Annotated in this window: 21 protein-coding genes; 8 read left to right on the top strand and 13 right to left on the bottom strand. The window is 61.3% G+C overall.

Features of this window, described 5'->3' with window-relative positions; genetic code table 11:
* Window positions 1–36: 36 nt before the first annotated feature.
* The 5 genes from HED64_RS10670 to purS form a co-directional block, all read right to left on the bottom strand.
* Complete coding sequence (locus HED64_RS10670) at window positions 37–1,929, bottom strand: FAD-binding monooxygenase (protein ID WP_168151984.1); 1,893 nt, start codon at window positions 1,927–1,929, stop codon at window positions 37–39.
* Window positions 1,930–2,562: 633 nt separating this feature from the next.
* Complete coding sequence (locus HED64_RS10665; RefSeq protein WP_168151983.1) at window positions 2,563–2,994, bottom strand: DUF3592 domain-containing protein; 432 nt, start codon at window positions 2,992–2,994, stop codon at window positions 2,563–2,565.
* A gap of 124 nt (window positions 2,995–3,118) precedes the next feature.
* A complete protein-coding gene (gene purL, locus HED64_RS10660) occupies window positions 3,119–5,404 on the bottom strand; it encodes a phosphoribosylformylglycinamidine synthase subunit PurL (RefSeq protein WP_168152115.1) in 2,286 nt (761 codons plus the stop codon).
* 38 nt (window positions 5,405–5,442) lie between these two features.
* Window positions 5,443–6,198, bottom strand: coding sequence for a phosphoribosylformylglycinamidine synthase subunit PurQ (gene purQ / locus HED64_RS10655; RefSeq protein WP_168151982.1), 756 nt, complete (start codon window positions 6,196–6,198; stop codon window positions 5,443–5,445).
* Window positions 6,198–6,449, bottom strand: a complete 252-nt coding sequence (purS, locus tag HED64_RS10650; RefSeq protein WP_168151981.1) for a phosphoribosylformylglycinamidine synthase subunit PurS — start codon at window positions 6,447–6,449, stop codon at window positions 6,198–6,200. Before purS ends, purQ begins: the two co-directional genes overlap by 1 nt.
* A 202-nt stretch (window positions 6,450–6,651) precedes the next feature.
* On the opposite strand from purS, the gene HED64_RS10645 reads away from it, so the two are divergent.
* Entirely contained in the window at window positions 6,652–7,053 is a 402-nt protein-coding gene (locus tag HED64_RS10645) for a YchJ family protein (protein ID WP_168151980.1), read from the top strand.
* 49 nt (window positions 7,054–7,102) lie between these two features.
* Here HED64_RS10645 and HED64_RS10640 read toward each other — a convergent pair whose 3' ends face one another.
* Both HED64_RS10640 and HED64_RS10635 read right to left on the bottom strand, forming a co-directional pair.
* Window positions 7,103–8,674, bottom strand: a complete 1,572-nt coding sequence (locus tag HED64_RS10640) for a cation:proton antiporter (protein WP_168151979.1) — start codon at window positions 8,672–8,674, stop codon at window positions 7,103–7,105.
* 156 nt (window positions 8,675–8,830) lie between these two features.
* Entirely contained in the window at window positions 8,831–10,252 is a 1,422-nt protein-coding gene (locus HED64_RS10635; protein WP_168151978.1) for a CitMHS family transporter, read from the bottom strand.
* A gap of 214 nt (window positions 10,253–10,466) precedes the next feature.
* On the opposite strand from HED64_RS10635, the gene HED64_RS10630 reads away from it, so the two are divergent.
* Entirely contained in the window at window positions 10,467–12,188 is a 1,722-nt protein-coding gene (locus tag HED64_RS10630) for a sensor histidine kinase (RefSeq protein ID WP_168151977.1), read from the top strand.
* Window positions 12,185–12,850 carry a response regulator gene (locus tag HED64_RS10625; RefSeq protein WP_168151976.1) on the top strand — a complete coding sequence of 222 codons (666 nt, stop codon included), beginning with the start codon at window positions 12,185–12,187 and terminating at the stop codon, window positions 12,848–12,850. Before HED64_RS10630 ends, HED64_RS10625 begins: the two co-directional genes overlap by 4 nt.
* 4 nt (window positions 12,851–12,854) lie before the next feature.
* Here HED64_RS10625 and HED64_RS10620 read toward each other — a convergent pair whose 3' ends face one another.
* Both HED64_RS10620 and HED64_RS10615 read right to left on the bottom strand, forming a co-directional pair.
* A complete protein-coding gene (locus tag HED64_RS10620; protein ID WP_168151975.1) occupies window positions 12,855–13,316 on the bottom strand; it encodes an SSI family serine proteinase inhibitor in 462 nt (153 codons plus the stop codon).
* A 52-nt stretch (window positions 13,317–13,368) separates the two neighbouring features.
* Window positions 13,369–14,274 (bottom strand): 3-methyladenine DNA glycosylase, encoded by a 906-nt coding sequence (locus HED64_RS10615; protein ID WP_168151974.1) that lies wholly within the window; start codon window positions 14,272–14,274, stop codon window positions 13,369–13,371.
* Window positions 14,275–14,464: 190 nt separating this feature from the next.
* Between HED64_RS10615 and HED64_RS10610 the strand changes: the two genes are divergently transcribed.
* Window positions 14,465–15,883: an HNH endonuclease gene (locus HED64_RS10610; protein WP_168151973.1), complete on the top strand. Its 1,419-nt coding sequence runs from the start codon at window positions 14,465–14,467 to the stop codon at window positions 15,881–15,883.
* A gap of 124 nt (window positions 15,884–16,007) precedes the next feature.
* Here the strand turns inward: HED64_RS10610 and HED64_RS10605 are convergent, their stop codons facing one another.
* Window positions 16,008–17,294 (bottom strand): aspartate kinase, encoded by a 1,287-nt coding sequence (locus tag HED64_RS10605; protein WP_132364303.1) that lies wholly within the window; start codon window positions 17,292–17,294, stop codon window positions 16,008–16,010.
* A gap of 322 nt (window positions 17,295–17,616) precedes the next feature.
* On the opposite strand from HED64_RS10605, the gene HED64_RS10600 reads away from it, so the two are divergent.
* Genes HED64_RS10600 through HED64_RS10590 form a run of 3 tightly spaced genes read left to right on the top strand, consistent with a single transcriptional unit; the run spans window position 17,617 to window position 20,597 of the window.
* Window positions 17,617–18,597 (top strand): ABC transporter ATP-binding protein, encoded by a 981-nt coding sequence (locus HED64_RS10600; RefSeq protein WP_342590701.1) that lies wholly within the window; start codon window positions 17,617–17,619, stop codon window positions 18,595–18,597.
* Window positions 18,594–19,694 (top strand): ABC transporter permease, encoded by a 1,101-nt coding sequence (locus tag HED64_RS10595; RefSeq protein ID WP_168151972.1) that lies wholly within the window; start codon window positions 18,594–18,596, stop codon window positions 19,692–19,694. The genes HED64_RS10600 and HED64_RS10595 overlap by 4 nt, the downstream gene beginning before the upstream one ends.
* A 42-nt stretch (window positions 19,695–19,736) precedes the next feature.
* On the top strand, window positions 19,737–20,597 hold the full coding sequence (locus HED64_RS10590) for an IclR family transcriptional regulator (RefSeq protein ID WP_168151971.1): 861 nt from the start codon (window positions 19,737–19,739) through the stop codon (window positions 20,595–20,597).
* Between the two features lie 169 nt (window positions 20,598–20,766).
* Here the strand turns inward: HED64_RS10590 and fdhA are convergent, their stop codons facing one another.
* The 3 genes from fdhA to HED64_RS10575 all read right to left on the bottom strand — a co-directional run bounded on the left by fdhA (window position 20,767) and on the right by HED64_RS10575 (window position 24,906).
* A complete protein-coding gene (gene fdhA, locus HED64_RS10585) occupies window positions 20,767–21,987 on the bottom strand; it encodes a formaldehyde dehydrogenase, glutathione-independent (RefSeq protein WP_132364311.1) in 1,221 nt (406 codons plus the stop codon).
* A gap of 202 nt (window positions 21,988–22,189) precedes the next feature.
* The gene (locus tag HED64_RS10580; RefSeq protein ID WP_168151970.1) at window positions 22,190–23,605 is read right to left on the bottom strand and encodes a ferredoxin reductase; all 1,416 of its coding nucleotides are present in this window, start codon (window positions 23,603–23,605) and stop codon (window positions 22,190–22,192) included.
* Entirely contained in the window at window positions 23,602–24,906 is a 1,305-nt protein-coding gene (locus HED64_RS10575) for an aromatic ring-hydroxylating oxygenase subunit alpha (RefSeq protein ID WP_168151969.1), read from the bottom strand. Before HED64_RS10575 ends, HED64_RS10580 begins: the two co-directional genes overlap by 4 nt.
* A gap of 161 nt (window positions 24,907–25,067) precedes the next feature.
* On the opposite strand from HED64_RS10575, the gene HED64_RS10570 reads away from it, so the two are divergent.
* Window positions 25,068–26,000 carry a LysR family transcriptional regulator gene (locus HED64_RS10570; RefSeq protein ID WP_168151968.1) on the top strand — a complete coding sequence of 311 codons (933 nt, stop codon included), beginning with the start codon at window positions 25,068–25,070 and terminating at the stop codon, window positions 25,998–26,000.
* Window positions 26,001–26,083 lie beyond the last annotated feature (83 nt).

Here is a 26,083-nt window from a genome sequence, read left to right as displayed (position 1 = left end):
AGCGCATGCTCCGAGGCCGGCCTCACCAGAGGCGTCTTAGACGTGCGCTCCCGAGTGGATCTGCGCGAAGAACTCGCCGAGTTCGGCCGTCGCACCAAGCGGCAGCACATTGGCCACGTACTGGTCGGGGCGGACCACCACCATCACACCGTCACGGGACAGTCCGCGCACATCAAAGATGTCGTTGCCTTCAACCGTTCCGTAGACCTTCTCGTACTCGGTGAGCTTGAACGGCCCGACCTCCGGCTTGAAGATGGTGGGCACGGCGTTGATATCGATGTCCTCGTGCTTCTGCTGGTAAATGACCTTCACATCGAACCAAGCATCAATGTCGAGCCCCGCCGGGGTGGCGGCGATAGGCGATTCGGGTGCGGTGGCGAGCCACTGCGCCAGTTCGCTCACCGCGGACTGCTCGCCGGGGAGCGCGCGATCGGCGAAGACATAGATGCGCCAGCGGCCATCTGCCGTTGCGTGATGGCCGAGCTGCTTCGGGTTGGTGTCGCAGACCCGTGAGGCCATGGCCGACTTAAAACGCTTGCCCAGCGGGAAGCCGGTGGCCAGTTCCTGATGCACCGCGGAACCGGTGAGCACGGAGGGAGCGTACTCGGTCATGAATCCGGCCGGGAATTCGGCGGTGCGCACGTAGAAGTCCTCAAGATCCGAGGGGTTCTCGAACTCCTCGGGCTTCTTGGCCATCAGTGTTGACCATTCCTTGTCGAAGTCGATGAGGTTTTTGGCGACCACCTGGCGCTCGGCCGAGTAGGTGCCCAGCAGTGTTTCGGGGCTGCGGCCCTGAAGCACGTGGGCCAGCTTCCAGCCGATGTTGAAGCCGTCCTGCATGGACACGTTCATGCCCTGGCCGGCCTTGGCACTGTGGGTGTGGCAGGCATCCCCGGTGATGAAGACGCGCGGGTTCTGGGTGCCGATGTTTTCGGGCAGCACGTCATCGAAGCGATCGGTGAGGCGGTGGCCGACCTCGTAGACGCTGCTCCAGGCGACGTTGCGGACATCGAGGGAGTACGGGTGGATGATCGCGTTGGCCTGCTCAATGATGTGCTCGATGCTGGTCTTGCGCACCGCTCCGTTGTCACCCTCGGGCACAACACCCAGATCGACATACATGCGGAAGAGGTGGCCGCCCTCGCGGGGGATCAACAGGATGGAGCCGCCATCGTGGGACTGGATGGCGCACTTGAGGCGAATGTCCGGGAAGTCGGTGGAGGCCAGCACGTCCATGACTCCCCAGGCGTGGTTGGCTTGGTCTCCGGCCATGGTGCAGCCGATCGATGCGCGGACCTTGGAGCGCGCACCATCGGCGCCGACGACGTACTTGGCGTGCACGATGCGTGTGGTGCCCTCATCCGCGCCGGCGCTGCGCACTAGGGTGACCTTGACCGGGTAGTCGCCGCTGGTTTCAACCTCGAGGCTCTGGAAGTCCCAACCGAAGTCCGGGGTCAGTCGGCTGGGGGAGTTGACCGCGACCTCGGCGAAGTAGTCGAGCACGCGGGCCTGATTCACGATCAGGTGCGGGAACTCGCTAATGCCAGCGGCGTCATCCAGTGCCCGGCCGCCGCGAATGATGTTCTGCGGGTTTTCGGTGTCCGGGCGCCAGAAAGCCATCTCGGAGATCGTGTAGGCCTCGGCGATGATGGCCTCGGCGAATCCGAACGCCTGGAACGTCTCGACGCTGCGGGCCTGGATGCCGTCGGCCTGGCCGATCTCTAGGCGTCCGCCGCGGCGTTCCACGATGCGGGTCGTGATGTCGGGGAACTGGGCGAGCTGTGCTGCGGTGAGCATGCCAGCGGGGCCAGATCCAACAATCAGCACGTCGATTTCGTCAGGAAGTTCCTCCGGACGGTCGATGCCAACTCCGGAGGCGGGCTTAATACGCGGATCTCCGGAAACATAACCCTGGTGGTGGAACTGCACTGGCTTTCCTCGCTTCATAGAAACTGTCGGCGGCCATCTACAAGTGTTCTATATTAGAACAGTAGATTCTATAGTAGAACTTTGGCCTGTGATGTAGAACTCTACGGCAACGTCTGCTGGGTCACAAGTACGAGTAATGGGCAGCACAAAACTATGTGAGTTTGGTCAGTCGAGAACTTACTGCGGGCATGCGGGTCTCAGAGTGCGAGCGGCTTCCCTCATGTTCCGCAAAAGAGGTTCTAAGCGGTTTTGAGAAATTACTTCATACGCCCTCACCACCTGTCGTATTCAACGCATGGAACCTGAGCTGAGTCCCTCAAACCCTGGATCTGGTGAGCCCCCCACTTTTCCTGACAGGCAGACAATTCGAAACTGAGGCTTGTGATCTTTTGGTGGCGAGGACAAAGTGGTCTCATCACGCTCGGTCGTTGATGCTCAGCGGGCCCCACGCGCACGTGTGAATTCGCAAAAGGCCTCGTTTATTCGCCCGAATACGGCGAAGTCGCTTTTACCGTCCCAGATATGGCCGATTCTATTCGGCGACGGAATCTGGAACGGTAGAGATTTTAAGTAACCTTGGGGCAGCGTCATCCCTCCTGATGCGGAGATCAGCTGGTGAGGATGTTCAGCGAATCAGTCCACTGGGAGGAAATCAATGAACCAGAACGCGGCAATACACAGCAGGACCAGAACCGGGATGATGCAACCTAGCAGGGGCTTGGACGGCGAATCCACCTGAAATGAACGGTGCGGATCCACAGGGTTGTAAGCCACCTCCAGCGCCGAGCCCGGAACCGGCGCATTCACGTAGGAAACTTCGGATTCACCGGTATAGACGGCACCATCCTCACCCACAAATTCGTAAGTAGGCCAGTGGCGTATGTTCCGTGAGGAGTTCCCTACCCCGCTGGTCCAGCCCTGTCTGCTGCCGGTGACTCGCCCCTGAGCCTTTGGCCAGCTGGCGATCAAGCGCTCCTGGGCTCGGCTCTTCTTAACGGAATGGATTATGGCCCACAAGGCAGCGACCATAAACAGTGCCCAGATGACGTATAAAACAAGCTTCACTGAGGTCTCCTCGGGGAATTTCACGAAAATTGTCTGTCCACTAACCACTGGGACGTCTTGATTAAACAACTGCGGGGTATTGGAAGGAAAGTTCCTACCAATACCCCGCAGTAAATAGAGATGCTTAGCCGAAGTACTTCGGCAGTGTGGCCTCGTGAGCCTCACGCAATTCGTTCAGATCCAGATCGAACTGGCCCTGAACCTCCAGCGAGTTACTCGCTGCGTCAACAACGCCCAGACGAACCACCGGGAACTGACGGGCGGTGGCCATGTCATTGAAGCGAACCTCTTCGGAGCGCGGAACAGCGACGACGGCGCGGGCCTGCGATTCGGAGAAGAGCGCGGTGAACGCATCCACGCCGTCGCGCTCGCACAGATCATCCAGTGCCACGCGGGCGCCAACGCCGAAGCGCAGTGCCATCTCGCCCAGAGCCGCGCCGAGGCCGCCCTCGGACAGATCGTGAGCCGAATCGATCATGCCATCGCGTGAAGCGTTGATCAGGATCGCACCCAGTGTCTTCTCCGCTGCCAAATCGACCTTCGGCGGCAGTCCACCGAGGTGACCACGAATGTTCGCGAATTCCGAGCCGTCCAGCTCGTCGAACGTGGTGCCCAGCAGGTACAGAGCCTGACCGTCGGCGTCCGCGCGCCACCCCGAGGGGGTGCGACGATCGACGTCGTCGAACTTACCAAGCATTGCCACGACCGGGGTCGGGTGGATCGGGGTGGAGCCGGTCTGGTTGTACAACGAGACGTTGCCGCCGGTGACCGGGACGCCGAGCACGAGGCAGGCATCCGAGAGGCCGCGAATGGCCTCGGCCAGCTGCCACATAACATCCGAATCCTCGGGGGAACCGAAGTTCAGGCAGTCCGAGACGGCCATCGGTACGGCGCCGGAGGTGGCGACGTTGCGGTACGCCTCGGCCAGAGCCAACTGAGCGCCGTGGTACGGATCCAGGAAGGTGTAACGGCCGTTGGCGTCGGTGGCCAGGGCCACGCCCATGCCGGTCTTCTCGTCAACGCGAATCACGCCGGCATCATCCGGTGAAGCCAGCGCGGTGTTGCCGCCGACGTAACGGTCGTACTGGTTGGTGATCCAGGACTTGTCACACATGTTCGGGGATGCCATGAGCTCCACGAGTGCGGCCTTCAGTTCAGCACCGGTGGACGGCAGATTCGCGCCGGCCTCCGAGGACTTGAAGGTATCGGCCTGTAACGCATCCTGCCATTCAGGGCGGGCGTACGGGCGGTCGTAAAGCGGGCCGTCGTGGGCCACGGTGCGCGGGTCAACATCGACGATGACTTCGCCGTCCCATTTGATGATCAGCCGTCCGGTGTCGGTGACCTCGCCGAGCCAGGAGTACTCCACGGCCCACTTGTCCATGGTCGCCTCGAAGGCTTCAATGTTCTCCGGGGAGACAACGGCCATCATGCGTTCCTGCGACTCGGACATCAGGATTTCGCCCGGGGTCAAGGTCGGATCGCGCAAAAGCACAGAAGTCAGTTCGACCTCCATGCCACCGTCACCATTGGAGGCCAGCTCCGAGGTGGCGCAGGAGATGCCAGCGGCACCGAGGTCCTGGATGCCCTCCACGAGCGAACCCTTAAAGAGTTCCAGGCAGCACTCGATGAGTACCTTTTCGGCAAACGGGTCGCCGACCTGGACTGCGGGGCGTTTGGAGGGCTTGGTGTCATCGAAGGACTCCGAGGAGAGGATCGAGGCACCGCCGATGCCGTCGCCACCGGTGCGTGCGCCGAAGAGCACCACCTTGTTGCCCTTGCCCGACGCGTTGGCCAGGCGGATGTCCTCGTGGCGCATGACGCCAACGGCCAGCGCGTTGACCAGCGGGTTGCCCTGGTACACGGAGTCAAAGACCATTTCGCCGCCGATGTTCGGCAGGCCCAGGGAGTTACCGTAGCCGCCGATGCCGGCAACGGCACCGTGGATCACTCGTGCGGTATCCGGGTGGTCGATCGCGCCGAAACGCAACGGGTCCATCACGGCGACCGGGCGGGCGCCCATGGAGATGATGTCACGAACGATGCCGCCGATGCCGGTGGCAGCACCCTGGTACGGCTCGATCATCGTGGGGGAGTTGTGCGACTCGATCTTGAAAGTCACGGCCCAGCCGTCGCCCAGGTTGGTCACGCCGGCGTTTTCGCCGATGCCAACGAGCATGTCCTTCTTCATTTCCTCGCTGACCTTGTCACCAAACTGGCGCAGGTGGTTCTTGGAGGACTTGTAGGAGCAGTGCTCGGACCACATGACCGAGTACATGGCCAGTTCCGCCGCGGTGGGGCGGCGGCCCAGGACCTTCACAACTTCGTCAAATTCGTTTTGCTTCAGGCCTAGTTCGGCCCAAGGGAGTTCAGTGTCGGGAGTGACCGCGGCGTTGGCCACGGTGTCCATGTTGAACTTCTTCTGCTGCGTGGACTGCTCTGCGGCGCTCACTTCTGGCCTCCAACAAGGTGGGTCAAGACGGAGGTGAAGAAACCCAGTCCGTCGGTTCCGGTGTGGTCGGGGCCGAAACCGGCCTCCACTGCGTGCTCCGGGTGCGGCATGAGGCCCACCACGTTGCCCGCGGCATTGGTGATGCCGGCGATGTTGCGGCGTGAACCGTTCGGGTTCCAGCCCACGTAGCTGAACGCCACACGGCCCTCGGCCTCGAGGGCGTCAAGGGTCTTCTCGTCGGCCACGTACTGGCCGTCCTGGTTCTTGAGCACGATGGTGATTTCCTCACCCTGAGCGTACTGGTTGGACCAGGCGGTGGTGTTGTTTTCTACGCGCAGCACCTGATCACGGCACAGGAACTTCAGGTGATCATTCTTGATCATCGAGCCCGGCAAAAGGTGCGATTCGGTGAGGATCTGGAAACCGTTGCAGATGCCCAGCACGGGCAGCTTGGCATCGGAATTCGCTGCATCAACGATTTTTGACATCATCGGTGCGAAGCGCGCGATGGCGCCGGCGCGTAGGTAGTCACCATAGGAGAATCCGCCGGGGATCACCACGGCGTCAACGTTGGACAGGTCGGCATCGCCGTGCCACAGGGACACCGCTTCGGCGCCGGCCATGCGGATGGCGCGTGCCGCATCGCGGTCATCAAGGGTGCCTGGGAACGTGACAACACCGATGCGAGCGCCGGAGAGTGCGGCGGCGGGCGTCGAGTAGTCGCCGATCAGGGGGAGTTCGGTTGCGCTCATTAGTCTGCGACAACCTCGACGTTAACAACGTCTTCGATGACCGGGTTGGAGAGCAGCTTTTCGGCCGCCTCGCGAGCCTGAGCCAAGATTTCCTCGGTGACCTCGCCGTCAACGGTCAATTCGAAGCGCTTGCCCTGACGGACCTGGCTAAAAGCGGTGAAACCAAGTCGGGGAAGTGCGCCAACGATGGCCTTGCCCTGCGGGTCAAGGATTTCGGGCTTGGGCATAACATCAACAACGATCCGGGGCATCCGGTGACTCCTGTGCGCGAGGGGTGGTTAATCGCCCGCGGACGTGCCGTCTCACGCCAAGGGTGGGGGCGTTCCGCGAGCTTGCTTGCCCAGTCTACCGGCACGGAAACGATCCACTGATTTTGTGTCGGGTTTCGCAGCGACTCGCAACGACGCTACTGCCGGGTATTTTGCCCTTCCGTACGACGCATAAGCTGGGTTGATGCACAAAGACACCCGCTGCCCCTGCAATTCCGGGGAAACCTATTCATCGTGCTGTGGGCGATATCACCAGGGCTTTAATGACCCGGAGGTCCCCCTATGGCCGGGCACCGCCGAGACGCTGATGCGTTCACGGTTCAGCGCGTTCGCCGCGAATCGACCCGATTATCTGCTGGCCACCTGGTTCCAGGACACCCGCCCCGCGGAGCTGGAGCTGGATACGGACATGGTGTGGCGCTCGCTGGAGATCGTGAACACCGAGGCCGGGGGGCCCTTTGATAGCACCGGTGTTGTCGAATTCATCGCGCGCTACAAGCAGGGGAAAAAAACCGGAGCCCAGCACGAGGTCAGCTCCTTTGTGCGCGCGAATGGCCGCTGGTACTACCTCGACGCCGCCGACTAACTCGCGGCGCGAGAAAGCGGGAATACGCTCCCGCCGCCTGCGTGCCCGGCTAGCGATCCAGCGTGACGGTGCGCAGATCCAGGCGACGTAGCACCCGGTCCACCAGTTCCGGGTCGTTTCCGGGTTCGTTGCGCGCCTTGAGCATGTCGCCACGGGCGGCATTTAATGCCTCGCGCTGCACATCGTCCATCGTGGTGAGGATCTGCTTGATCCGCAGCATCTTCTCCGGATCGTTTTCCAGGTCGGTTGCCAAAATGGTGTGTAGCGAGGACATTCGGCGGGCCAAGGCCTCACGGCGCTTCTGTGGCAGGGCGGAGGCGGACTTTGAGCGCTTCATGGCCTCCAGTGCGACCTTCTCCGCCCGGATGGCGAGTTTGCGCTCGGCCTTTTCCTCGGCGGCATGATCGTTGGGCAACTTCAGGGCCCGCATCAGAGCCGGCAGCGTCAGGCCGGGGACCACCAGCGTGGTGACAAGCACCGCGCAGGCGCAGGCCACCACAAAGTTGCGACCCTCCAGGGGCTGTCCATTGGTCATGGTGGTGGGCAGTGCCAGTGCTAGTGCCAGCGTTGCTAACCCGCGCATGCCGCACCAGGTGAGCACCAGGACTTCCTTCAGCGACCCCGGGGTCTTATTTTTCCGCTCGGTGCCGCCGATCTTGTACATCGCCATCATCCAGAAGAACCTGACGAGGACAACGGCGACGCAGATGGCCACGATTCCGGGGATAAAGGTGAAGAGGTTCGCGCCCTCATCCTGAATGACGTAGCGCATTTCGATGCCGACTAGGCCGAAGGCGACACCGGTGGTCAGTAGCTCCACCACGTCCCAGAATGCGGTGCGGGTGAGGCGTTCCTCGGAGTCCTGCGGGCGGGCGCGGCGGCCCAATTCTAGGGCGGTGACCACGACCGCGATCACGCCGGAGAAGTGCAGCTCTTCGGCCAGCAGATAGACGGCATAGGGCGCCACCAGTGTGGTGGCCGAACGTGCCACCAGGTTGGGGACAAAACGGTTCAGCGCCCCGACCAGCCAGGCCATCGCCAGACCCAGGACGATGGCTCCGGCAGCTCCGATGAGGAAGCGCGGGACGACCTCAAAGCCGACCTCTCCGCCACTGACCGCCGCGGCGACTGCCGCCTGGAAGATCACGATGGCCATGGCGTCGTTAAAAAGGCCCTCGGTTTGCAACACGTTGATGAGCTTGCGCCGCATCTTCACCTTGCTGGCCACCGCTTCCACGGCCACCGGGTCCGGTGGAGCAACGATGGCGCCCAGCGCGATGGCGGCCGGCAAGCCCAGTGCCGGGATCAGCGCCCAGGAGATTCCCGCCACCACGGTTGCGGTGGCCGCCACCAGCAAGACCGCCAGCAGGACCAGGGAGCGCCAACGTAAACGGAAAATTGACCAGGAACTGCGTTGTGCCGCGGCAAAAAGCAGCGGCGGCAAGAAGAGTGGGAGGATCAGCTCGGGATTGATGTGGATCTCGGGAATGAACGGCAAAAATGCCGCCGCCGCGGAGAAAACCAGCATCAATATGGGGTACGGCAACCGGATTCGTTCTCCCAGCCCGACCACCAGCACGGTCCCAAAGAGCAGGCCGACCAGTAGTAGCAGGAAATCCATGGTTGTGTCCCCTTTGTAGTTTGTGTATAACCATTTTCCCACACCCGTGTTTCGCGCAGGTTCTGTGACACCTCACGACGGCGCACAAAGCGGGGCCGTACGCTTTTGGCGTACAGCCCCGCTTGAGTGTGGTGCCTAGGTGGTGACGACCCGGATTTAGCCGATACCGATGGCACCGATGAGTACGCCCGTGGCCAGCATGACCAGGGAAACGATCAGTGCGCGCCAGAGGACCTTCTTGTGGTGATCGCCCAGGTCCACGCGGGACATCGAGACCAGCAACAGGATGGCGGGAACCAGCGGGGACTGCATGTGCACCGGCTGGCCGGTGATCGAGGCGCGGGCCATGTCCACGGCGGGGATGCCGTAGTGGGCGCCGGCCTCGGTGAGTACCGGCAGGATGCCGAAGTAGAACGCGTCGTTGCTCATGAAGAACGTGGCCGGGATCGAGATGATGCCGGTGAGGATGGCCAAGTACGGGCCCATCGAGGTCGGGATGACATCGACCAACCAGGCGCTCATCGCATCAACCATGCCGGTGCCCGAGAGCACGCCGGTGAGTACCGCTGCGGCCAACACCATGGAGACCACGGCGATGACCTCGGAGGAGTGCGAGGCAATCATCTTGGCCTGATCGGAAATGCGGGGGAAGTTCACCAGCAGGGCGACGGCGGTGCCGATCATGAACAGGTAGGACAGTGGCAGCAAGTCCAGAACCAGCAGCACCATGATGGCCACGGTCATGGCCAAGTTGAAGAAGAACAGCTTCGGACGCAGGGTCTCGCGGTTCGGATCCAGCGCGGTGCCATTCATGGTGACGGGTTCGGTGCCATCGCCGCGGACGGCAACCTTTTCCAGCAGCGCAACGCCGCGTCCACCGCTGGGGGTCTTGGTGTTGGTCGAGCCCTTTGAGCCCGACGGAGCGGTCATGACCGAGCCCGGACCCCAGCGCAGCGGATCTTCGCGCTGCAGGCGCTTGCGCTCGGAGACGCCCATGGCCCAGGCGAAGGCGAAAACGACAACAAGTCCCACGGCCAGAGCCGGGATCATCGGGACGAAGACGGCGGAAGCATCCACGTGCAGTGCGGCCGCGGCGCGGGCTGTTGGGCCACCCCACGGAACGATGTTCAGGGTGCCGTTGGTCAGACCGGCAACACAGGTCAGCACCACCGGGCTCATGCCCAAACGCTGGTAGATCGGCAGCAGTGCGGCAGTCACAACGATGAAGGTGGTGGAGCCGTCGCCGTCCAGGGAGATCAATCCGGTCAGCAGCGCGGTGCCGAGCACCACCTTGGCCGGGTCGTTGCCGACCAAGCGCAAGATGCCATCAACCAGCTTGTCGAAGAGACCCACGTCGATCATGATGCCGAAGTACATGATGGCGAACATGAGCAGGGCGGCGGTGGAGGACATCGACTTCACGGCCTCCATCACCATGTCGCCGATCCCCAGGCCGGCGCCGGCGAACAGGCCGAAGACCGTCGGCACGATGATCAGTGCCAGCAACGGTGTCATACGTTTTGTCATGATGAGGGCCATAAAGGTGGCCACCATCAGGAACCCGAGTGCTACGAGCATGGGGGGTCTCCTTCTAGGTGATGCGTTCTGCGTGAATGATGTGGGGCGATGTTTGCAGGCGGGCTACCTCGGCCACCTGTTGATCCGCGGATACTCACGTTACGTGGCGCGCATCACGGCGGTGTGGTTGTGCCCACAAAGAGGAGTTCTTCCCCTAAATCCTTTTTTGCTCATAAAGCCCAGCATGTTCGGTGGGGGTCTTACACTTGGTTTCATGCCCCACGATCACAAACCCGCGCGCGGATTCGCCTCCCGCATTATGAGCCTGCAATTCGCGGTGGTGGGTTTGATGATCCTGATCGCTGCGGGCGGCGCCATGTGGGCAACGGTCCAGCGTGTTGATGAGCAAGCTCAGGAACGTGCCCTCGCCATCGCCCGCACCCTGGCGGCGGACCCCCAGCTGCAAGCGGAGGTCCAAAAATTGGCCGCGGGCGACGGGCTTGACCCCATTGCGCTACGCACCGGCCCGGTGCAATTGGCAGCCGAGGCGGTACGGAATCGTACCGGTGCGTTCTTCGTGGTCGTGACCGAGGACCGCGGCATCCGGCTCTCCCACCCGAACCCCGCCTTGCTGGGCCAGCGGGTCTCCACGGACCCGGTGGCGCTCTCCGGTGCCGAAGATGTCTCGCGCGAACACGGAACATTGGGTGAATCGGTGCGCGCCAAGGTCCCGGTGTTCGCGCCGGGCTCCACCAACACCGTTGTTGGCGAGGTCAGCGTCGGGGTCGGCGGGCAGGAACTTGCCGCCCTGCTGCGGGTGGCGGCCCTGTGGGTGCTGGGCTTCGGACTTGGTGCCCTGGGGCTTTCGGCGTTGGCCACCCGCTGGTTGGTGCGCCGACTCAAAGCACAGACACTCGGGCTGGAACCGGCGGAAATGGCTCAGCTGCTGCGTGATCGCGATGCCGTGCTGTACGGAGTACTTGATGGGGTCATCGGGATCGGTCCGGACGGGCGCGTCAGCGTGCGCAATCGTGCCGCGCGCATCATGCTGGGGCTGCCGCATCGAAACGAGACCGGCGACATCATCGGACTGCCCTTTACCGATGCGCAACTGCCCACGGCGCTGGTGTCAGCGCTCACCGAAGCCCGGCCGCGAACCCTGCGGCTGGAAACGGAGCAAGCGGCGCTGGTGGCCACCATCCACCCGGTGCGCCGTGACGGAATTAATCTCGGACAGGTGGTGCTGTTGCGTGACGTCACGACTATCGAAACCCTTGGCTCACGACTCGATGCGGTGGAGACCATGGCGTCGGCCCTGCGCGCCCAACGCCACGAGTTCGCCAACCGGCTGCACACCATTTCCGGGCTACTGCACCACGGGGACGTGGACGAGGCGCTCGACTACCTCGGTGAGGTCATCGAGTCTGGTCCGGTGCGTGAGCCGGTGCAGAACTTGGCCGCGATCGAGGATACCTATCTGCGGGCTTTCTTGGGTGCCAAGGGTGTCCAGGCCTACGAGCGGGGCGTGGTGTTGCGCGTGGGTGATGCCAGTGCGCTGTACGGGAGCCTGCTGGATGCTCAAGACGCCACGGCGGTGCTTGGCAACCTCATTGACAATGCGCTGCGTGCGGCGGTGGAGGGTCCGGCCCCGCGCTGGGTGGAAGTGGACCTGCTCTCCGAGGGCTCCACATTGCACCTGGCAGTCGCCGATTCCGGGGCGGGTGTGGCCCCGGGACTCGATGTTTTTGCCGAGGGAGTCAGCACCGCATCGGTGCCAGATGCCCCCGAACACGGTCACGGTGTGGGGCTACCGCTGGTCCGCCGACTGGCACGCACCCGCGGCGGAGAAGTCTGGATCGCCGACCCGGGCGGAACTTCCGCACAAGAGGCGACCGCCCACCCCGCGGGCACTTCGTCGGGCGCGGTATTTGCCGCACGCCTGCCCGGGGTACTTTCCGCCGATGCGTCAACCACTTTAAGGAGTTTTGAACGATGAACCCGAGCACTGACTACAAGGTCCTGGTGGTTGACGACGACTTCCGGGTAGCAGCTCTGCACGCCGGATACGTGGATGATGTCCCCGGATTCAGTGCCTTGGCACCCGTTCACGATGCCCGCATGGTGCCCCGCGCCGTGGCGGAGGGCAAACCAGATCTCCTGCTGTTGGATGTTTACCTGCCGCAGGGTTCCGGGCTCGACTTGCTCGCTAGCCTCGACGTGGATGCGTTTGTGCTCTCCGCTGCCACCGAGGTCGACGCGGTACGCACGGCCATCAGGCGCGGTGCTCTGGGGTATCTGGTCAAGCCGTTTGATCCGAAGATGCTCGCCGCCCGGTTACGCGGTTATGCCCGCTACCGGAGGCAGTTGGAGAGCGCGACAGGTCTTGACCAGCAGGGGATTGATCGGGCGCAGCGTGCCCTGTTGGCGGGGGAAGATGCGGGTGTTGTTGCAGTGACTCCCACCGAGCAAGCGGTGCTCGCCGCGGTGGCTGCGGCAGGGGAGCCAGCCACGGTGATGCAGGTGGTCACCGCCGTGGGAATTTCTCGCGCGACGGCCCAGCGCTACCTGGCCAATCTTGTCCAAGCCGGATCGCTGCGCCTGGAATTGGCGTACGGAAGTCGTGGTCGACCCGAACACCGGTACCTCGTTCAGGGTTAGGCGTCTATTGTGACTGCCCGTTCGGCCGTTCAACCAGCAGGGGCAGGGCCGCGGTCCAGTCGGCAATTCCGCAGCCATTACTCAGATTGAATGTTCGCGCCACGGTACGTCCTTTGACGGTTCCGGTGACTTCCGCAGTGGCCGGGCCGCCGTATTGCATGGTGCAGACCCGGTTGTTGTCATCGGTAGGCAGCGTGAGCATTTGAGGTTCGGCGGCTAAGAAGAGGCAGGCTTCCGCGGCCCGCGGGTGGTCGCTGGCCTCCAGCGACGAGGAACCTGAACAGGACAAGTGGTACTGCGCGCTTTGTGTTTTACCGTCGGCCTTGATGGAAATCGACAGTTCAGTTCCGGTGCTCTGGCTGCTCGGTGTTGTCCCGGTGGGCCCGGCATCGTTGGCGCATCCTGCCAGCAATACACCGGCACCGAGTAGCAGTACCGGAACGATTAACTGTTGGTGCTGCCGCATGTTCTTCACCCATCCCAAAAAATCACCCACGGCCTGCTGTCGGCGGCCTTTTCTAAGTCTGTGCCACTGGGACGCTTTGGGCAACGTTCAGCAATCGTTGGCGCAGCAGCTCCGCGCGTTCGGCAAATTTCTTTTGCAGGCGTACATATTCGGCCTTCCCCGCCGGCGTCTCGATGCGAATGGGTTCCTGTCCCCAATCGGCGAGGTCGTAGGGTGATGCCTGCATGTCCATGGTGCGGATGTCCCACGCCAATTCAAAACAGTCCATGACCAGTTCGCTCGGAACCGCGGGAGTGAGCTTATAGGCCCACTTATAGAGGTCCATGTTGGCGTGAAGACATCCCGGCTGCTCAAGATCCCGTTGGGTTTCGCGGGTTGGGGTCAGCTCGTTAAGCGGTATTGCCTCTGGGGTGTAGAAACGGAACGCATCAAAATGCGTGCAGCGTATTTTGCTTTCTTCCACCACGGCGTCGGTTCCTGCCGCACCAAGTCGAAGGGGAAGGTACTCGTGGCGAATCCCGTTGTCACCCGACTTGTAGGCCATGGCCCATTCGTGAAGGCCAAAGCAGGCAAAGTTGGCGGCTCTGGTTGCGGTACCAGCCAAGATGATGTTGGCAAAGGTGACGGCCTCGGTGCGGGCTTGAGCAAATGACTCGAGATCCACAGTAAAGCCGCGCTCGCCGGTCAGCGGGTGAATCACCTCGCGGTAGAACTTCCAAGTTTCGCGCTCTTGGGCAGCTTGTCCACCCAGAACCACGCCGGGTCCTGGGTGCCAGCGATAAAGCTGTCCGGGCTTTTGCGTGTAATAAGTGAAGAGGAAGTCATCGATGGGATGCTTTTGCCGCTTCATTCGACGCTCGGTAAAGGGCTCACCAAAGCGTTTTGCTCTTACCTGATGCGCAGCGGCCGAGGCGAGCCATTGCTCTTCGGGCAGCCAGGTGAGCGATGAAGTGAACATTAATCCATTATCGCTGGGTGCGCGAGAAAGGCTCAATTTCTGAGCATGGTAGCCCCGGTCTCGATGGTTTTGTCGAGGGGTCAGCGCCGCACTGTGGATAAACCAAAAGCACACCTGACCTGCCATGAGAAGTTATCCACCACTGCCCAGCACCTCACAAAACGAGGGATCCCCGGCGTAGAATGGAGATATGTTCGAAGAATATCCCAGCGGAGATTCACTACACGAACCTCCCAACGAAGAAACACTCCCAACCCCTACTATTACCGCCACACTCGAGGTCGAGACTGTTGTTGAGATCCAGGGTGTGGTTGTCCCGGTCCCGGGCCGCAGCCACACCGAAGACCTCTGCTTCTTGGACTACATGCGCCGCTCCCTGGCGCTGCTTGAACTCAGCGGCAACGCCAAGGAACATCACGAGATCTTGGGAAGACTCGAAGAGATCAAGGGGGCCGCCGCTGGAGCGCAAGTCCTATCCGCGACCCTCTTCGAAGCGGACGTGATCACCCAACGCACCGACGCCGGAGTACGGGAAAACAACCCCTCCTACGGTGTCGGTTCCCAAATCGCGTTGGCACGCCGAGAATCCCCAGACCAAGGACGCTCCTTCCTCGCCTACTCCCGCCGCTTGGTCGCGCATCTGCAATTCACCCTCGCAGCCCTCCTTGCCGGGCAGATTAGCTGGGCTCAAGCCCAGATCATCGTGAAAAACACCGAGCATCTCTCCGCTGAGCACTGCGAAGCCGTTGACCAGGACCTCTTACGCGATCCGCAGGCCCTGGATGGAATCTGTTCTCGGGCCTTAGAAGATGAGGTCCGGCGGCTCTCGTTTCTCTATGACAGCTCCGATGCACTCAGCCGCATGGAACAAGCTAACGCCCAGCGCTATTGCTCGTTGTACCCTGCCCGTGATGGGATGATGCAACTCTCGGGCATGTTCTCGGTACAAGATGGTTTGGCGATCCGCCAGACACTGATGAAGGATGCCGCGAGTTTGAAGGTCGGCGGGGATCCCCGGTCCCTGAATCAGATCATGGCTGATCTGGCGGTCGATCGCCTCACCGGCAGAGACCCGGCCCAGGGCACGCAGGTGATGGTGAATCTGGTGATGACCGATCGCACGCTCTACCAGGGAAGCGGTGAACCGGCTTACCTTCAGGGGTATGGAACGGTGCCAGCGACCTGGGCACGAGCCGTCATCAAGGGTTCGGAGGCTCCGGATCATGCGTGGTATCGGGCTCAGGTATCCCTGCGGCGGCTCTATACGCATCCGCAGACGGGGGAGTTGCTGGCTATGGATTCTAGTTCCCGCTCATTCCCTAAGAACCTCAAAGAGTTCATCCGGATTCGTGACCAGTACTGTCGCACTCCCTATTGCAACGCACCGATCAAACACTTTGATCACGTGGTGCAACATGCTCGAGGGGGAGCGACCAGCGCGGTAAATGGCTCGGGGCGCTGCGGGGCATGTAATCAGACCAAGGAGCAAGAAGGGTGGGAGGAAAAAGTGATTGAGACCGGTGGTCGTCATACCATCGAAATCACCACGCCTACCGGAGCGGTTTACACCTCTACCGCACCGGCACTGCCCGGAACTCCCGCCGCATAAGCTGTGCACCAGTGCGTTCGGGGCACTGTTCTGCCTACTTAACAGAAATGGTCCATGACGCTAAGAACCGCACCTAGGTGGGAGTCCTTAGCGCCATGGACCGCGCCATGACGAAAGACTGATCTTAGCGGCCGGTTCCACCGTAGACGGTAGCTTCGTCCTCCACGTCAAGATCGAAGGCGGCGTGGATGGCCCTGACCGCGTCATCCAGCTTGTTGGCATCGGTGACGATGGAAATGCGAATTTCCGAGGTGGAAATCATGTCCACATTCACACCGGCCTGGTGAAGCGCCTCGAAGAACGTGAAGGAGACCCCCGGGTTGGAACGCATGCCTGCGCCAATGAGGGAGAGCTTGCCAACGTTTTCGTTGTAGGCAATATCCGCGAAGCCGATTTCTTCCTGGGCATCTCGCAAAGCTTCCTTCACGTGCTTGCCATCAACCATCGGAAGAGTGAAGGAAATGTCGGTGCGTCCAGAACCGGAGGTTGAGATGTTCTGGACGATCATGTCGATGTTGGCGTGTGCACCAGCAATGACGCGGAAGATCTGGGCGGCCTTGCCCGGGATGTCGGGGACGCCGACGATGGTGACCTTGGCTTCGGATCGGTCGTGAGCGACACCGGAAATGATTGGCTGTTCCAAGGGTTCTCCCTCTTGAATCTTGATTTGGTCGTCGGGACTGGGCATGACCCATGTTCCCTCATTGGTGCTAAACGAGGAGCGGACATGAAGCGGGACCCCAAAACGGCGGGCGTATTCAACGCAACGCAGGTGCAGAATCTTGGCGCCCGAAGCCGCCATCTCCAGCATTTCCTCGCTGGAGATGGTGTCGATCTTGCGGGCGGTGGAGACAACGCGGGGATCCGCGGTGTAAATCCCATCAACGTCGGTGTAAATCTCGCAGACATCCGCGCCCAATGCGGCGGCCAAAGCCACGGCGGTGGTGTCGGAACCACCGCGACCCATGGTGGTGATGTCGTTTGATTCTTTGCTGACGCCCTGGAAGCCGGCGACAATCGCCACATAGCCGCGGTCGATAGCTCGACGCACGCGTTGGGGGGAGACCTCAATAATGCGGGCCTTGCCGTGGATGGCATCGGTCACCATGCCGGCCTGCGAACCGGTGAAGGATGCGGCCTTGGCGCCCAGACCATCGATGGCCATGGCCAGCAGCGCCATGGAAATGCGCTCGCCGGCGGACAACAACATGTCCATTTCACGTGAGGGGGCATCCTCGGTCAGCTGCCCGGCAAGGTCAAGAAGCTCATCGGTGGTGTCGCCCATGGCGGATACAACCACGACGACGTCGTGGCCGGCGGACTTGGTGTCAATAATTCGACGGGCAACACGTTTGATGCCCGCGGCATCTGAAACGGAGGATCCGCCGAATTTCTGGACAATCAGGCTCATGCGTCAGCACACTCCATGGGACGGTTACGAAGATACGGAAAGATGGGCGCGGCGGAAGCCGGCGCCGTTCCCATTTTAGCCATTGTGATGAACCAAAACCCCAATGCGTGACCGTTCTAGGTCATATAGCGGACCTCGGCTGGTCTAAATGCTCGGTTTAGGGTCAGGGGAATCACAGAGCTTGGGGTAGCCGTCGCAGGTGTACCGCCCAATGCGGCTCTTTGGTAACGGATCCGCCAAAAGCGTGACTTGACCTAGGGCATTGCGTAGCTTGAGAACTATGGAACAGGTACCTGCTCAGGGGCAAGAAGCGGGAAAGCCCATGAAAACAATGACCACCGGCTCGGAACGAGAACCCGAGAAGCTTCCGGGCGGAGCCACTGGAATCACAGCGCTGGGACTGGCTCGATCATTCGGTTCCGTAAGTGCTGTGAAGAACATTGATTTTCATGCCGCTCCCGGCGAGGTGACAGCCTTAATTGGTCCCAATGGCTCGGGCAAGACCACCTTGCTCTTGATGCTGGCGTCCCTACTTCGCCCCGATGCCGGAACCATTAGGATCCACGGCATTGATCCGATAAAGGATCCACGTGCGGCCCGTGCTCGACTGGGCTGGATGCCCGACACCTTGGGCGTATGGGAAGCCTTGACCAGCCGCGAAATCCTCGTCACCATGGGCGCGCTCTACGGCCTAAACAAAGCGACGGCTCGCATCCGTGCCGGCGAACTACTGGAAATCGTGAACCTCACCGAGTTGGCTGACACGCCGGCCCGAGTGCTTTCGCGCGGACAATCGCAGCGTCTTTCACTGGCCAGAGCCTTGATCAACGATCCCGAGGTGTTGCTGCTTGACGAGCCGGCCAGCGGGCTAGACCCAGGTGCTCGGGTCCAGCTGCGCACTTTGTTGCGCCAGCTGGCCACCAGCGGAAAGACCGTGGTGATCAGCTCTCATGTGCTGGTTGAACTCGACGAGATGGCCGACTCCGCGGTGTTTTTGACCAAGGGGCGTTCGGTACGCAGCCAGCGGCTCGACGAGGCCGGGACCCAGGGACGCAATTACACGGTCACAAGCTTGGATCTCCCCGCGCTGCGACGTGCATTGGAGGCCGGCAATGTTGATGCCGTATACGTTTCGAATTTCGAAAATGTGGGTGGAGACGCCAAGGTCAAGGTGGCAGGGGAAACTCAAGCTGCGGCCTTGCTAGCAAGCCTTGTTGCGGCAGGTGTTCCGGTCACCGCCTTTGCCCCGTCATCGGGTCTGCTCGAAGAGACCTACCTGAGCCTTGAGGATGAAATGCCATGAGTATCTCCACCGACCAGCGGCCCGCGGGAAGCGCGCCTACCCTGGGATATCTTTCCGGCATTGGCACCATCTTTGGATTGGAAATCCGACAGCGGATCCGCAACCGAGGTTGGTACATCATGCTCGGAATCTGGTTCGTGGTGGTCGCCGCCGTGGTGGGCCTCGCTGCGCTGAGCGTTGGCGTGGATGAGTTCGGCCCGGGGCAAGTGATGTTTGAATTGGTCATCGCCTTTGTGCTTTTCTTTGGCATGCTCATCGCTCCGGCTCTGAGCGCCAATTCGATCACCGGCGACAGAGCCAGCGGGACGTTGGCGATTCTGCAAAATACGCTGCTAACCCCCGGTCAACTGATGTGGGGCAAATGGTTAGCATCGTGGGTGGCCTCACTGGGATTCCTGGTGGTGACGATTCCGCTGATCGGATGGGCCATGACCTATGGGGATGTGTATCTTCCGGGAGCGCCGGTGCTCCTGGGCATGCTCGCTCTCGAACTGGCCATGGTCTGCGCGCTGGGTGTAGGGGTATCGGCACTGGCTAATCGCACACTTTTTGCCGTGATGGTCACCTACCTGCTGGTGGCCCTGCTCGGCTTGGGAACACTGATCGCCTACGGGCTGAGCATGCAATTGGTGAAAACTGAGGTTCAAATCTCGAACCAAGTTTGGCCCGAGGAATACATGGGCGACGAATACTACGGCGAGTGGGACCAGGACGCTTACACCTGTGAATCTCGTGTCTACCCGCAGGAAACCTTTGCCACCGATCGCATCACATGGCTGTTGGCAGCGAACCCATTCGTGGTGGTGGCAGACGCGGCGCCAAGGGTTCCGCCACCACCGGGAGACGATGAAATGAATTCTTCGGCCGGTCCGATGGGGGCCATCAGCGATGGAGTCCGCATGTCACAGGCGGGGCCCGAATATCTCATGCCCTGCCTGAACGGAGTCAAGAGCGACATGACCCTGCCGACGTCAACACCACTGTGGCCGCTGGGCTTGGGCATCCAAGCGCTGTTTGTCGGCGGCATCGTGGCAGCGGGACGCAATAAGTTGAAGACTCCGGCGGGGAAGCTCTCCTCCGGTACTCGTATCGCCTAGTCGTAGCGGCCTGAGGCGAGAGGTCGCATCAAGTCAGCGCCTATGCTGGAAGAAAACGACGGAACAAATTTGAGCGTGAAGGACGGAACACCCGTGGCAGTCCATGAATCACATCCTCCGGAAACGGACGACGACGATGCTGCACCCGGTGTGGTCCAATCCGTGGACAGAGCCCTGGCAATCTTGGAGATTCTTGGGCGAGAAGGAAGCTCAGGTGTCGGCGACGTCGCCGAGGAACTTCAGATCCACAAGTCGACGGCGTCCCGGCTCTTGGCTTCGTTGCAGGCCCGAGGTATGGTCCAGCAGAACACCAATCGCGGAAAGTTTGAGCTGGGATTCGGTATTTTGCGGCTGGCCAGCACCATTCCCGGTCGACTCTCTCTGGTGGGTGAGGCTCGTCCGGTCCTTGAAGAGTTGGCGGTGGAATTTAAGGAGACGGTCAACCTCGCGGTGCTACGCGAGGAGTATGCGGTGAACGTAGACCAAGCCATGGGCCCCTCGACGCTTGCCACCTACGACTGGCTGGGCAGCCTCACGCCTCTGCACGCGACGTCCAGCGGCAAGGTCCTGCTGGCGGCGCTCGGCGCCGATGAACGCGGACGAATTCTGAAGGCTGCGGGGCTACCTCAGCGCACGGCCAAAACCATCCGATCGAGGACTGCCCTAGAAAAGGATCTGTTGCAGGTGGTGAAGAACGGCTACGCTCAGGCCCGCGAGGAATTCGAGGTAGGCATCAACTCGGTGGCAGTGCCGGTGCGCAATCACCTTGGCGCGGTGGTCGGAGCCATTAGCGTCTCGGGCCCGGCCTTCCGCTTTGACCCGGAAATAGAACCAGGCCTACTTGAAGGACTTCAGCAGGCTGGGCTGCGCGTCGGAGCGTCGTTGGGCTACACCGCCGGATGATTCGCCGGAGCACCGCTCCAACATTACGGTGACGATGTGTGCCCACATGGTGGGCTCTTCGTTAAAAAGAGGGGCCGCTGCACAGCCCAGATGAACTGGGTGATGCAGCGGCCGCTCCGAGCTGCCGAGCGGGGTTCGAGGGGTGCCCCCCGTGATCCTTGGCCGAGGGCTAGTTGTTGAGGTAGCCGTTTGGGTTGAGTACATACTTCGTGGCCGCACCGGCGTCGAACTCCGCATACCCGCGCGGTGCATCCTCGAGCGAAATGGCCTCGGCGTTGACCGCCTTGGCGATCTGAATCTTGTCGTGCAGGATGGCCATCATCAGCTGGCGGTTGTACTTCATGACCGGGCACTGGCCCGTCGTGAACGAGAGAGACTTGGCCCAACCGGTACCCAGAGATAGGGACAGGCTTCCCTTCCGGGCCGCTTCGTCGACGGCTCCTGGGTCGCCCGTGACATAGAGTCCGGGGATCCCCAGGGAGCCACCGGCGGCCGTGATGTCCATCAGTGAATTCAGAACGGTTGCGGGTGCTTCCTGCGCGCCGGCCCCGTGTCCGTGTCCGCGGGCCTCAAAGCCGACGGCGTCGATGCCGCAATCGACTTCGCGCACGCCGAGGATCTGCTCGATCTGGTCGGCCGGGTCGCCCTTGGCCACGTTGATGGTTTCACAGCCGAAGGACCTTGCCTGGGCGAGGCGGTCCTCGTTGAGGTCTCCCACGATGACCACCGCAGCCCCCAACAAATGGGCGCTGGCCGCCGCGGCGAGTCCCACGGGACCGGCTCCGGCAACATAAACGGTGGAGCCGACGCCTACGCCGGCGGTGACGGCTCCGTGGAATCCTGTCGGGAGAATGTCCGAGAGCATGGTCAGGTCCATGATCTTTTCCAGGGCCTGATCCCGGTCCGGGAACTTGAGTAGGTTCCAGTCCGCATATGGGACCAAAACGAACTCTGCTTGGCCTCCGACCCAGCCGCCCATGTCGACATAGCCGTAGGCGCTTCCTGGACGGTCCGGGTTCACGTTCAGGCAGATTCCGGTCTTGCCCTCTTTACAGTTTCTGCAGCGACCACAGGAAATGTTGAAGGGAACCGAGACGATGTCCCCGACCTTGATGAACTCCACGTCGGGTCCGGTCTCGATGACTTCACCGGTGATTTCGTGCCCAAGTACCAATCCGGCAGGGGCGGTGGTGCGGCCGCGGACCATGTGCTGGTCCGAGCCGCAGATGTTGGTGCTCACGGTGCGCAGGATGACTCCGTGAGGGACCTTGCGGCCGACGTTGATGGGGTTGACGCCGGGTCCGGCCTGAAGTTCAAAAGTGGGAAACGGGGTATCGATGATTTCCACGATTCCCGGCGCTTTATAGGCGACGGCTTTATTACCTGACATTGAATGGCTCCTTTGAGTGGCGATCAAACATGGTCGGTGACGCTGGTCACACTACACTACCTATGAAGGTAGTTATTGCAAGTTTCGGTGAAGTACTTTGGGTCAATTGCTCAGTGCAGTGCCGTTGGCTGCAACTGCATCATGGAGTTCACTCCGATCTGTGCGGATTCTGGATCTTTGCAGACGGGGGCGCGGGACGCGGTTAGGCATCGATGACCAAATCGGTCAGTGCGCTCGAGCAGCAGGGAAGGAACTTGCCCGCCTCGATTTCCCGGGCGCGGATACCGCCCTGATGGTTCATCTCCACGTCTCCGGAAAGCTTGACGATTTTGCAGGATCCGCACATGCCTTCCTGGCAGTTCGCTCCGATCTTGACACCTGCCCGTTTGGCCACCCCGAGAATGTGTTCCTCGGGGTCGATACGCACGTTGATGCCGGTTCGCACGAAGGACAACGTGAGGCTCCCCGTGCCAACGGAGTCGAACGTCGAGATGTCGGGCAAACCGGCGTCCGGTAGTTCTTCCGAACCACTGGAAGATGAATTGGAGTCCTCCTCGATCGAGTCAACCGTTTCGAGCGGCAGGCCCGTGGCTTCTAGGGTTCCCTCGTTGTCATAGCCCGGTTCATAGAGTCCGAACGCCACGGGCTGGCCTTCGTAGTAATCTTCTGCCGACTCCGCGATTTCTTCGGCGATTTCCTCGGCAATGTCCACTGCCAGCGCGATCTCCGCCTGGTATTCGAGGATCGTCTGGCGGTCTCCGGAGAAGAATTCCATGTGAATGGAGGTGTCATCGACGCCGACTTCATTCAAGAGTTCGGTAGCGGTGTTCAGGTACCCCTCGGGGCCGCAGGCATAGACCTGGCGTCCGTTGGCATCGGGGGCTACCTCATCGAGCATTGCCGCGGTTAGCCTTCCGGTAAGCCCTTCCCATCCTTCTGACTTGCTGCGATTGCCGAGTGAGTAGAAAACTTTCACACGCGAATCAACGGAGGCGATATATGCCAATTCCTGGTGGAAGGCGAAGCCTCCGGCCTCGGCACCGTGATAGAGGACTACGACGTCGGCTTGTCCCGGCAGGGAGTGAATGGTCCGCAGCATCGACATGATGGGAGTGATGCCGGCACCTGCGGCCAGCAAGAGGTATCGCGCCCGTCTATCGGCGTCGGGTAGGTGGAAGGCGCCGACAGGTCCGAGCATGTCGAGGATCGTGCCCGGCTTGACGTTTTCGTGAACCCACGGTGAGACCAGCCCCGCCGGATCGCGCTTGACCGTGACGCTAAAGGTCCACGGCTCGGTAGGTGAACTGGACAGCGAATAGCTGCGGTCTACCGGGTCCTGTTCCTCGCCATTCACGGGAAAGGCGATGTTCAGATACTGGCCGGCTCGAAATGCCAGTGGTGCACCGTCGGAGCGGCGGAATAAGAAGGTCTTCATTCCGCCGACTTCTGGAATCGTCTCAACACATTCTGCCGTGAATTCCTGCGGATGCCAGGGCCCCAGGGCTCGTGCGGCACCGGCAGGCCCGTCGGTGGTCCCCATGACTCTGTTCCATGGCATTTCAAGCCCACGGATGCGCTGCGGTTCCTGAACTGCGGCGATGGTCGTGCTGGAGATCATGCCAAGTGCTCCTGCACGCGCTGGATGTACCAGTTGATGAATGCCTCGACCTGGTATTCACTCTTCATGTAAGGGCCTGGCTCGTAGACCGGGCTGCTCGCGCCCTTCTGGCACAGCTCCACGAACGCCTTGTCCTGCAGGTTCGTCTGCTTCCAGGTGTGGGTGAGCTTCTCGAGGTCGTAATCCTTGCCTTCGACGGCGTCGTCGGCCACCAACCAGGTGGTGCGCACCAGGGTTTGGTGCTCATTAACGGGGAATACGGCGAACGTGACGACGTGGTCACCGAGGAAGTGGAACCAGCTATTGGGTTGCAGGTGCATTGAGCAGCGACCGAGCCGGAAGTCGCGCAGGTCCCCGAGCAGTTTCTTAGAGAGCCGGTGCCCGTCTGGCGAGAACGATTCGCCATCACCGTCGAGGGATTCGCGTGAGATACGAATCCCGGCCACGCGGGTGTCGAGCTCCTCCACGACCTCAAAGGGAAGGCCGTAGCGCCGGCAACGATCTTCGAGTGCGGCTTGGGCCGCCTTGTTGCGGTCCCACACCTCTTCAAGGTGGGGTGGGATGAGGCCCTCCGTCAGGCCCCAAGTGGGAAAGAGGGAGCAGGCGAGTTCCGGGTGCCCATCGCAGTGGTAGCACTCCCGGTTATTCTCCATGACGAGCTTCCAGTTGCCCTCTTCAATGATGTTCTGCTGGTAGGCAATCTTCGACTTCGACAGATCGTGGGGTGCAAGGTAGGGCTCAAAAATCTTCGCGGTATCGTCGAAGTCTGCCGGAGGTTCATCGGCGATGCAGACGAAGATGAGTCCGGCGTCGACGCGGCTGTGGGCGCGCTTGAGGCCGAAGCAGCTCTTGTCGAATTTGGTTTCACCGGGGGCGGAGGCATGAATCAAATCGCCATTGGGTGAGTAGGTCCAGGAGTGATAGCCGCAGACCAAGTTGCCGGTGGTCCCGGTGGACTTGGTGAGGACCCGGGCTCCGCGGTGGCGGCATACGTTGTGCATGACGTTCACTCCGCCATCGTCATTGCGCAGCACGATCAAGGAGTAGGGCCCGTAATCAAGAGTCACGTAGTCACCGGGCTCCGGGAGTTCTGCAACGCTCGCGGCAAAGATCCAGTGCTGGCCGAAGATGGCCTGCATATCGATGCTGAAGATCGTCTGATCGGTGTAGAACGGTGCGTCGAGGGAGTAGCCTTCGCGTCGGTATTCGAACAGTTCGGTGATCTCGGCGAGCTGCTGCGCAGTTAATGACGACGCGAGTTTGCCGCGTGAATTAACTGGCACGTTCACTGAAGCAGCCATGGTGTTTACTCCTCGGAGGAATGGAATAGATAGATTGCCCCGCAGCGGTGTCGAGCGTCGTTGCATTAGGAGCCGTTGAAATCGTTCTACTCCTGAGATTAGGGATCCCCGACCTGCAATAAAAGCGCAAGATTGTGGAGGTAATGGTGCACAATATGTGCATGATCGATCCACGACTCACCACGCTCAGAGTGTTCGCTCGATGCGGCACCGTTGGGGCAACCGCCGAGCTCACGGGCTACTCGCCTTCGGCGGTCTCCGCGCAGCTGCGAGAACTGCAGCGTGTGCTCGGAATGCAGTTGCTCACGAAGGACGGGCGGGGTGTACGGCTGACGGCCACCGGCCGATTCATGGTGGCGGGCTCCGACGCGTTGATCACGGAATGGGAGCAGCTGCGGGCCGCCGCTCTGGAGGCTGGAGACCAGGTGCAGTCCCATTTTGGGCTTGGCGGTTTTTCCACCGCGGCCGCTCAATTGCTCGCGCCGTTGGCGGCGGCTCTGCGGAAGTCACGTCCCTTGGTGGAAGTGCAGGTACTCGAGGCGAATCCAGATCGCTGCTTCGATTTGCTCGTTGCCGAGCGAATCGACCTAGCGGTTATTGTTGCCATGCAATCCGAGACGCACGTTGAGGAAGATCCACGCTTCGAGCAGACGACCCTGCTGAACGATCCACTGGATGTGATCCTTCCTTCCGATCATCGCTTAGCCGCACGTGAAACGGTGACGCTCGAAGAGTTGGCGACGGAGCCGTGGATTACCGAAGCTCCTGGGTCGACCTATCATTCCCTGTTCGCCGCCGCCTTCACGGCAGTCGGTGTGACTCCGCGGATTGCTCATGAAGCCGTCGAGTGGGAGACCCAGATCGCCTTTGTCGGCGCGGGAATGGGCGTGGGCCTGCTGCCCCGCTTGGCACGCATCGGAAGTGCCGAGAACGTGACTCGCCTGCGCATCTCGGGGCAGGGACAGCCCAGACGCAGGATTGTCGCGGCTGTGCGCAAGGGCAGTATCGACTCACCACTCATCAAGGAATCCCTCGGCATCTTGCAAGCCCGGGCGAAGCGAATCCTCACAGAACGGTTGGAAGAGGAAGTCTAGGGACTCGTGCCGAGAGGTTCACCCTTGCTTACTAGTCAAGTCGGGGGTGCGGTGCCCCCAGGATGAAAATCACGCGATGCTGC

Origin of the sequence: Paeniglutamicibacter terrestris (assembly GCF_012271785.1) — a bacterium.
In the GTDB taxonomy this organism is placed as follows: domain Bacteria; phylum Actinomycetota; class Actinomycetes; order Actinomycetales; family Micrococcaceae; genus Paeniglutamicibacter; species Paeniglutamicibacter terrestris.
This window is presented reverse-complemented; position numbering and strand designations above follow the sequence as displayed.

Bases quoted from the DNA above. Each gene is read 5' to 3' on its own strand.
- purL (WP_168152115.1), bottom strand. From the start codon at position 5,404: ATGGACACCGTGGCCAACGCCGCGGTCACTCCCGACACTGAACTCCCT.
- purQ (WP_168151982.1), bottom strand. From the start codon at position 6,198: ATGAGCGCAACCGAACTCCCCCTGATCGGCGACTACTCGACGCCCGCC.
- purS (WP_168151981.1), bottom strand. From the start codon at position 6,449: ATGCCCCGGATCGTTGTTGATGTTATGCCCAAGCCCGAAATCCTTGAC.
- HED64_RS10645 (WP_168151980.1), top strand. From the start codon at position 6,652: ATGCACAAAGACACCCGCTGCCCCTGCAATTCCGGGGAAACCTATTCA.
- HED64_RS10640 (WP_168151979.1), bottom strand. From the start codon at position 8,674: ATGGATTTCCTGCTACTACTGGTCGGCCTGCTCTTTGGGACCGTGCTG.
- HED64_RS10635 (WP_168151978.1), bottom strand. From the start codon at position 10,252: ATGCTCGTAGCACTCGGGTTCCTGATGGTGGCCACCTTTATGGCCCTC.
- HED64_RS10630 (WP_168151977.1), top strand. From the start codon at position 10,467: ATGCCCCACGATCACAAACCCGCGCGCGGATTCGCCTCCCGCATTATG.
- HED64_RS10625 (WP_168151976.1), top strand. From the start codon at position 12,185: ATGAACCCGAGCACTGACTACAAGGTCCTGGTGGTTGACGACGACTTC.
- HED64_RS10620 (WP_168151975.1), bottom strand. From the start codon at position 13,316: ATGCGGCAGCACCAACAGTTAATCGTTCCGGTACTGCTACTCGGTGCC.
- HED64_RS10615 (WP_168151974.1), bottom strand. From the start codon at position 14,274: ATGTTCACTTCATCGCTCACCTGGCTGCCCGAAGAGCAATGGCTCGCC.
- HED64_RS10610 (WP_168151973.1), top strand. From the start codon at position 14,465: ATGTTCGAAGAATATCCCAGCGGAGATTCACTACACGAACCTCCCAAC.
- HED64_RS10605 (WP_132364303.1), bottom strand. From the start codon at position 17,294: ATGAGCCTGATTGTCCAGAAATTCGGCGGATCCTCCGTTTCAGATGCC.
- HED64_RS10600 (WP_342590701.1), top strand. From the start codon at position 17,617: ATGAAAACAATGACCACCGGCTCGGAACGAGAACCCGAGAAGCTTCCG.
- HED64_RS10595 (WP_168151972.1), top strand. From the start codon at position 18,594: ATGAGTATCTCCACCGACCAGCGGCCCGCGGGAAGCGCGCCTACCCTG.
- HED64_RS10590 (WP_168151971.1), top strand. From the start codon at position 19,737: ATGCTGGAAGAAAACGACGGAACAAATTTGAGCGTGAAGGACGGAACA.
- fdhA (WP_132364311.1), bottom strand. From the start codon at position 21,987: ATGTCAGGTAATAAAGCCGTCGCCTATAAAGCGCCGGGAATCGTGGAA.
- HED64_RS10580 (WP_168151970.1), bottom strand. From the start codon at position 23,605: ATGATCTCCAGCACGACCATCGCCGCAGTTCAGGAACCGCAGCGCATC.
- HED64_RS10575 (WP_168151969.1), bottom strand. From the start codon at position 24,906: ATGGCTGCTTCAGTGAACGTGCCAGTTAATTCACGCGGCAAACTCGCG.
- HED64_RS10570 (WP_168151968.1), top strand. From the start codon at position 25,068: ATGATCGATCCACGACTCACCACGCTCAGAGTGTTCGCTCGATGCGGC.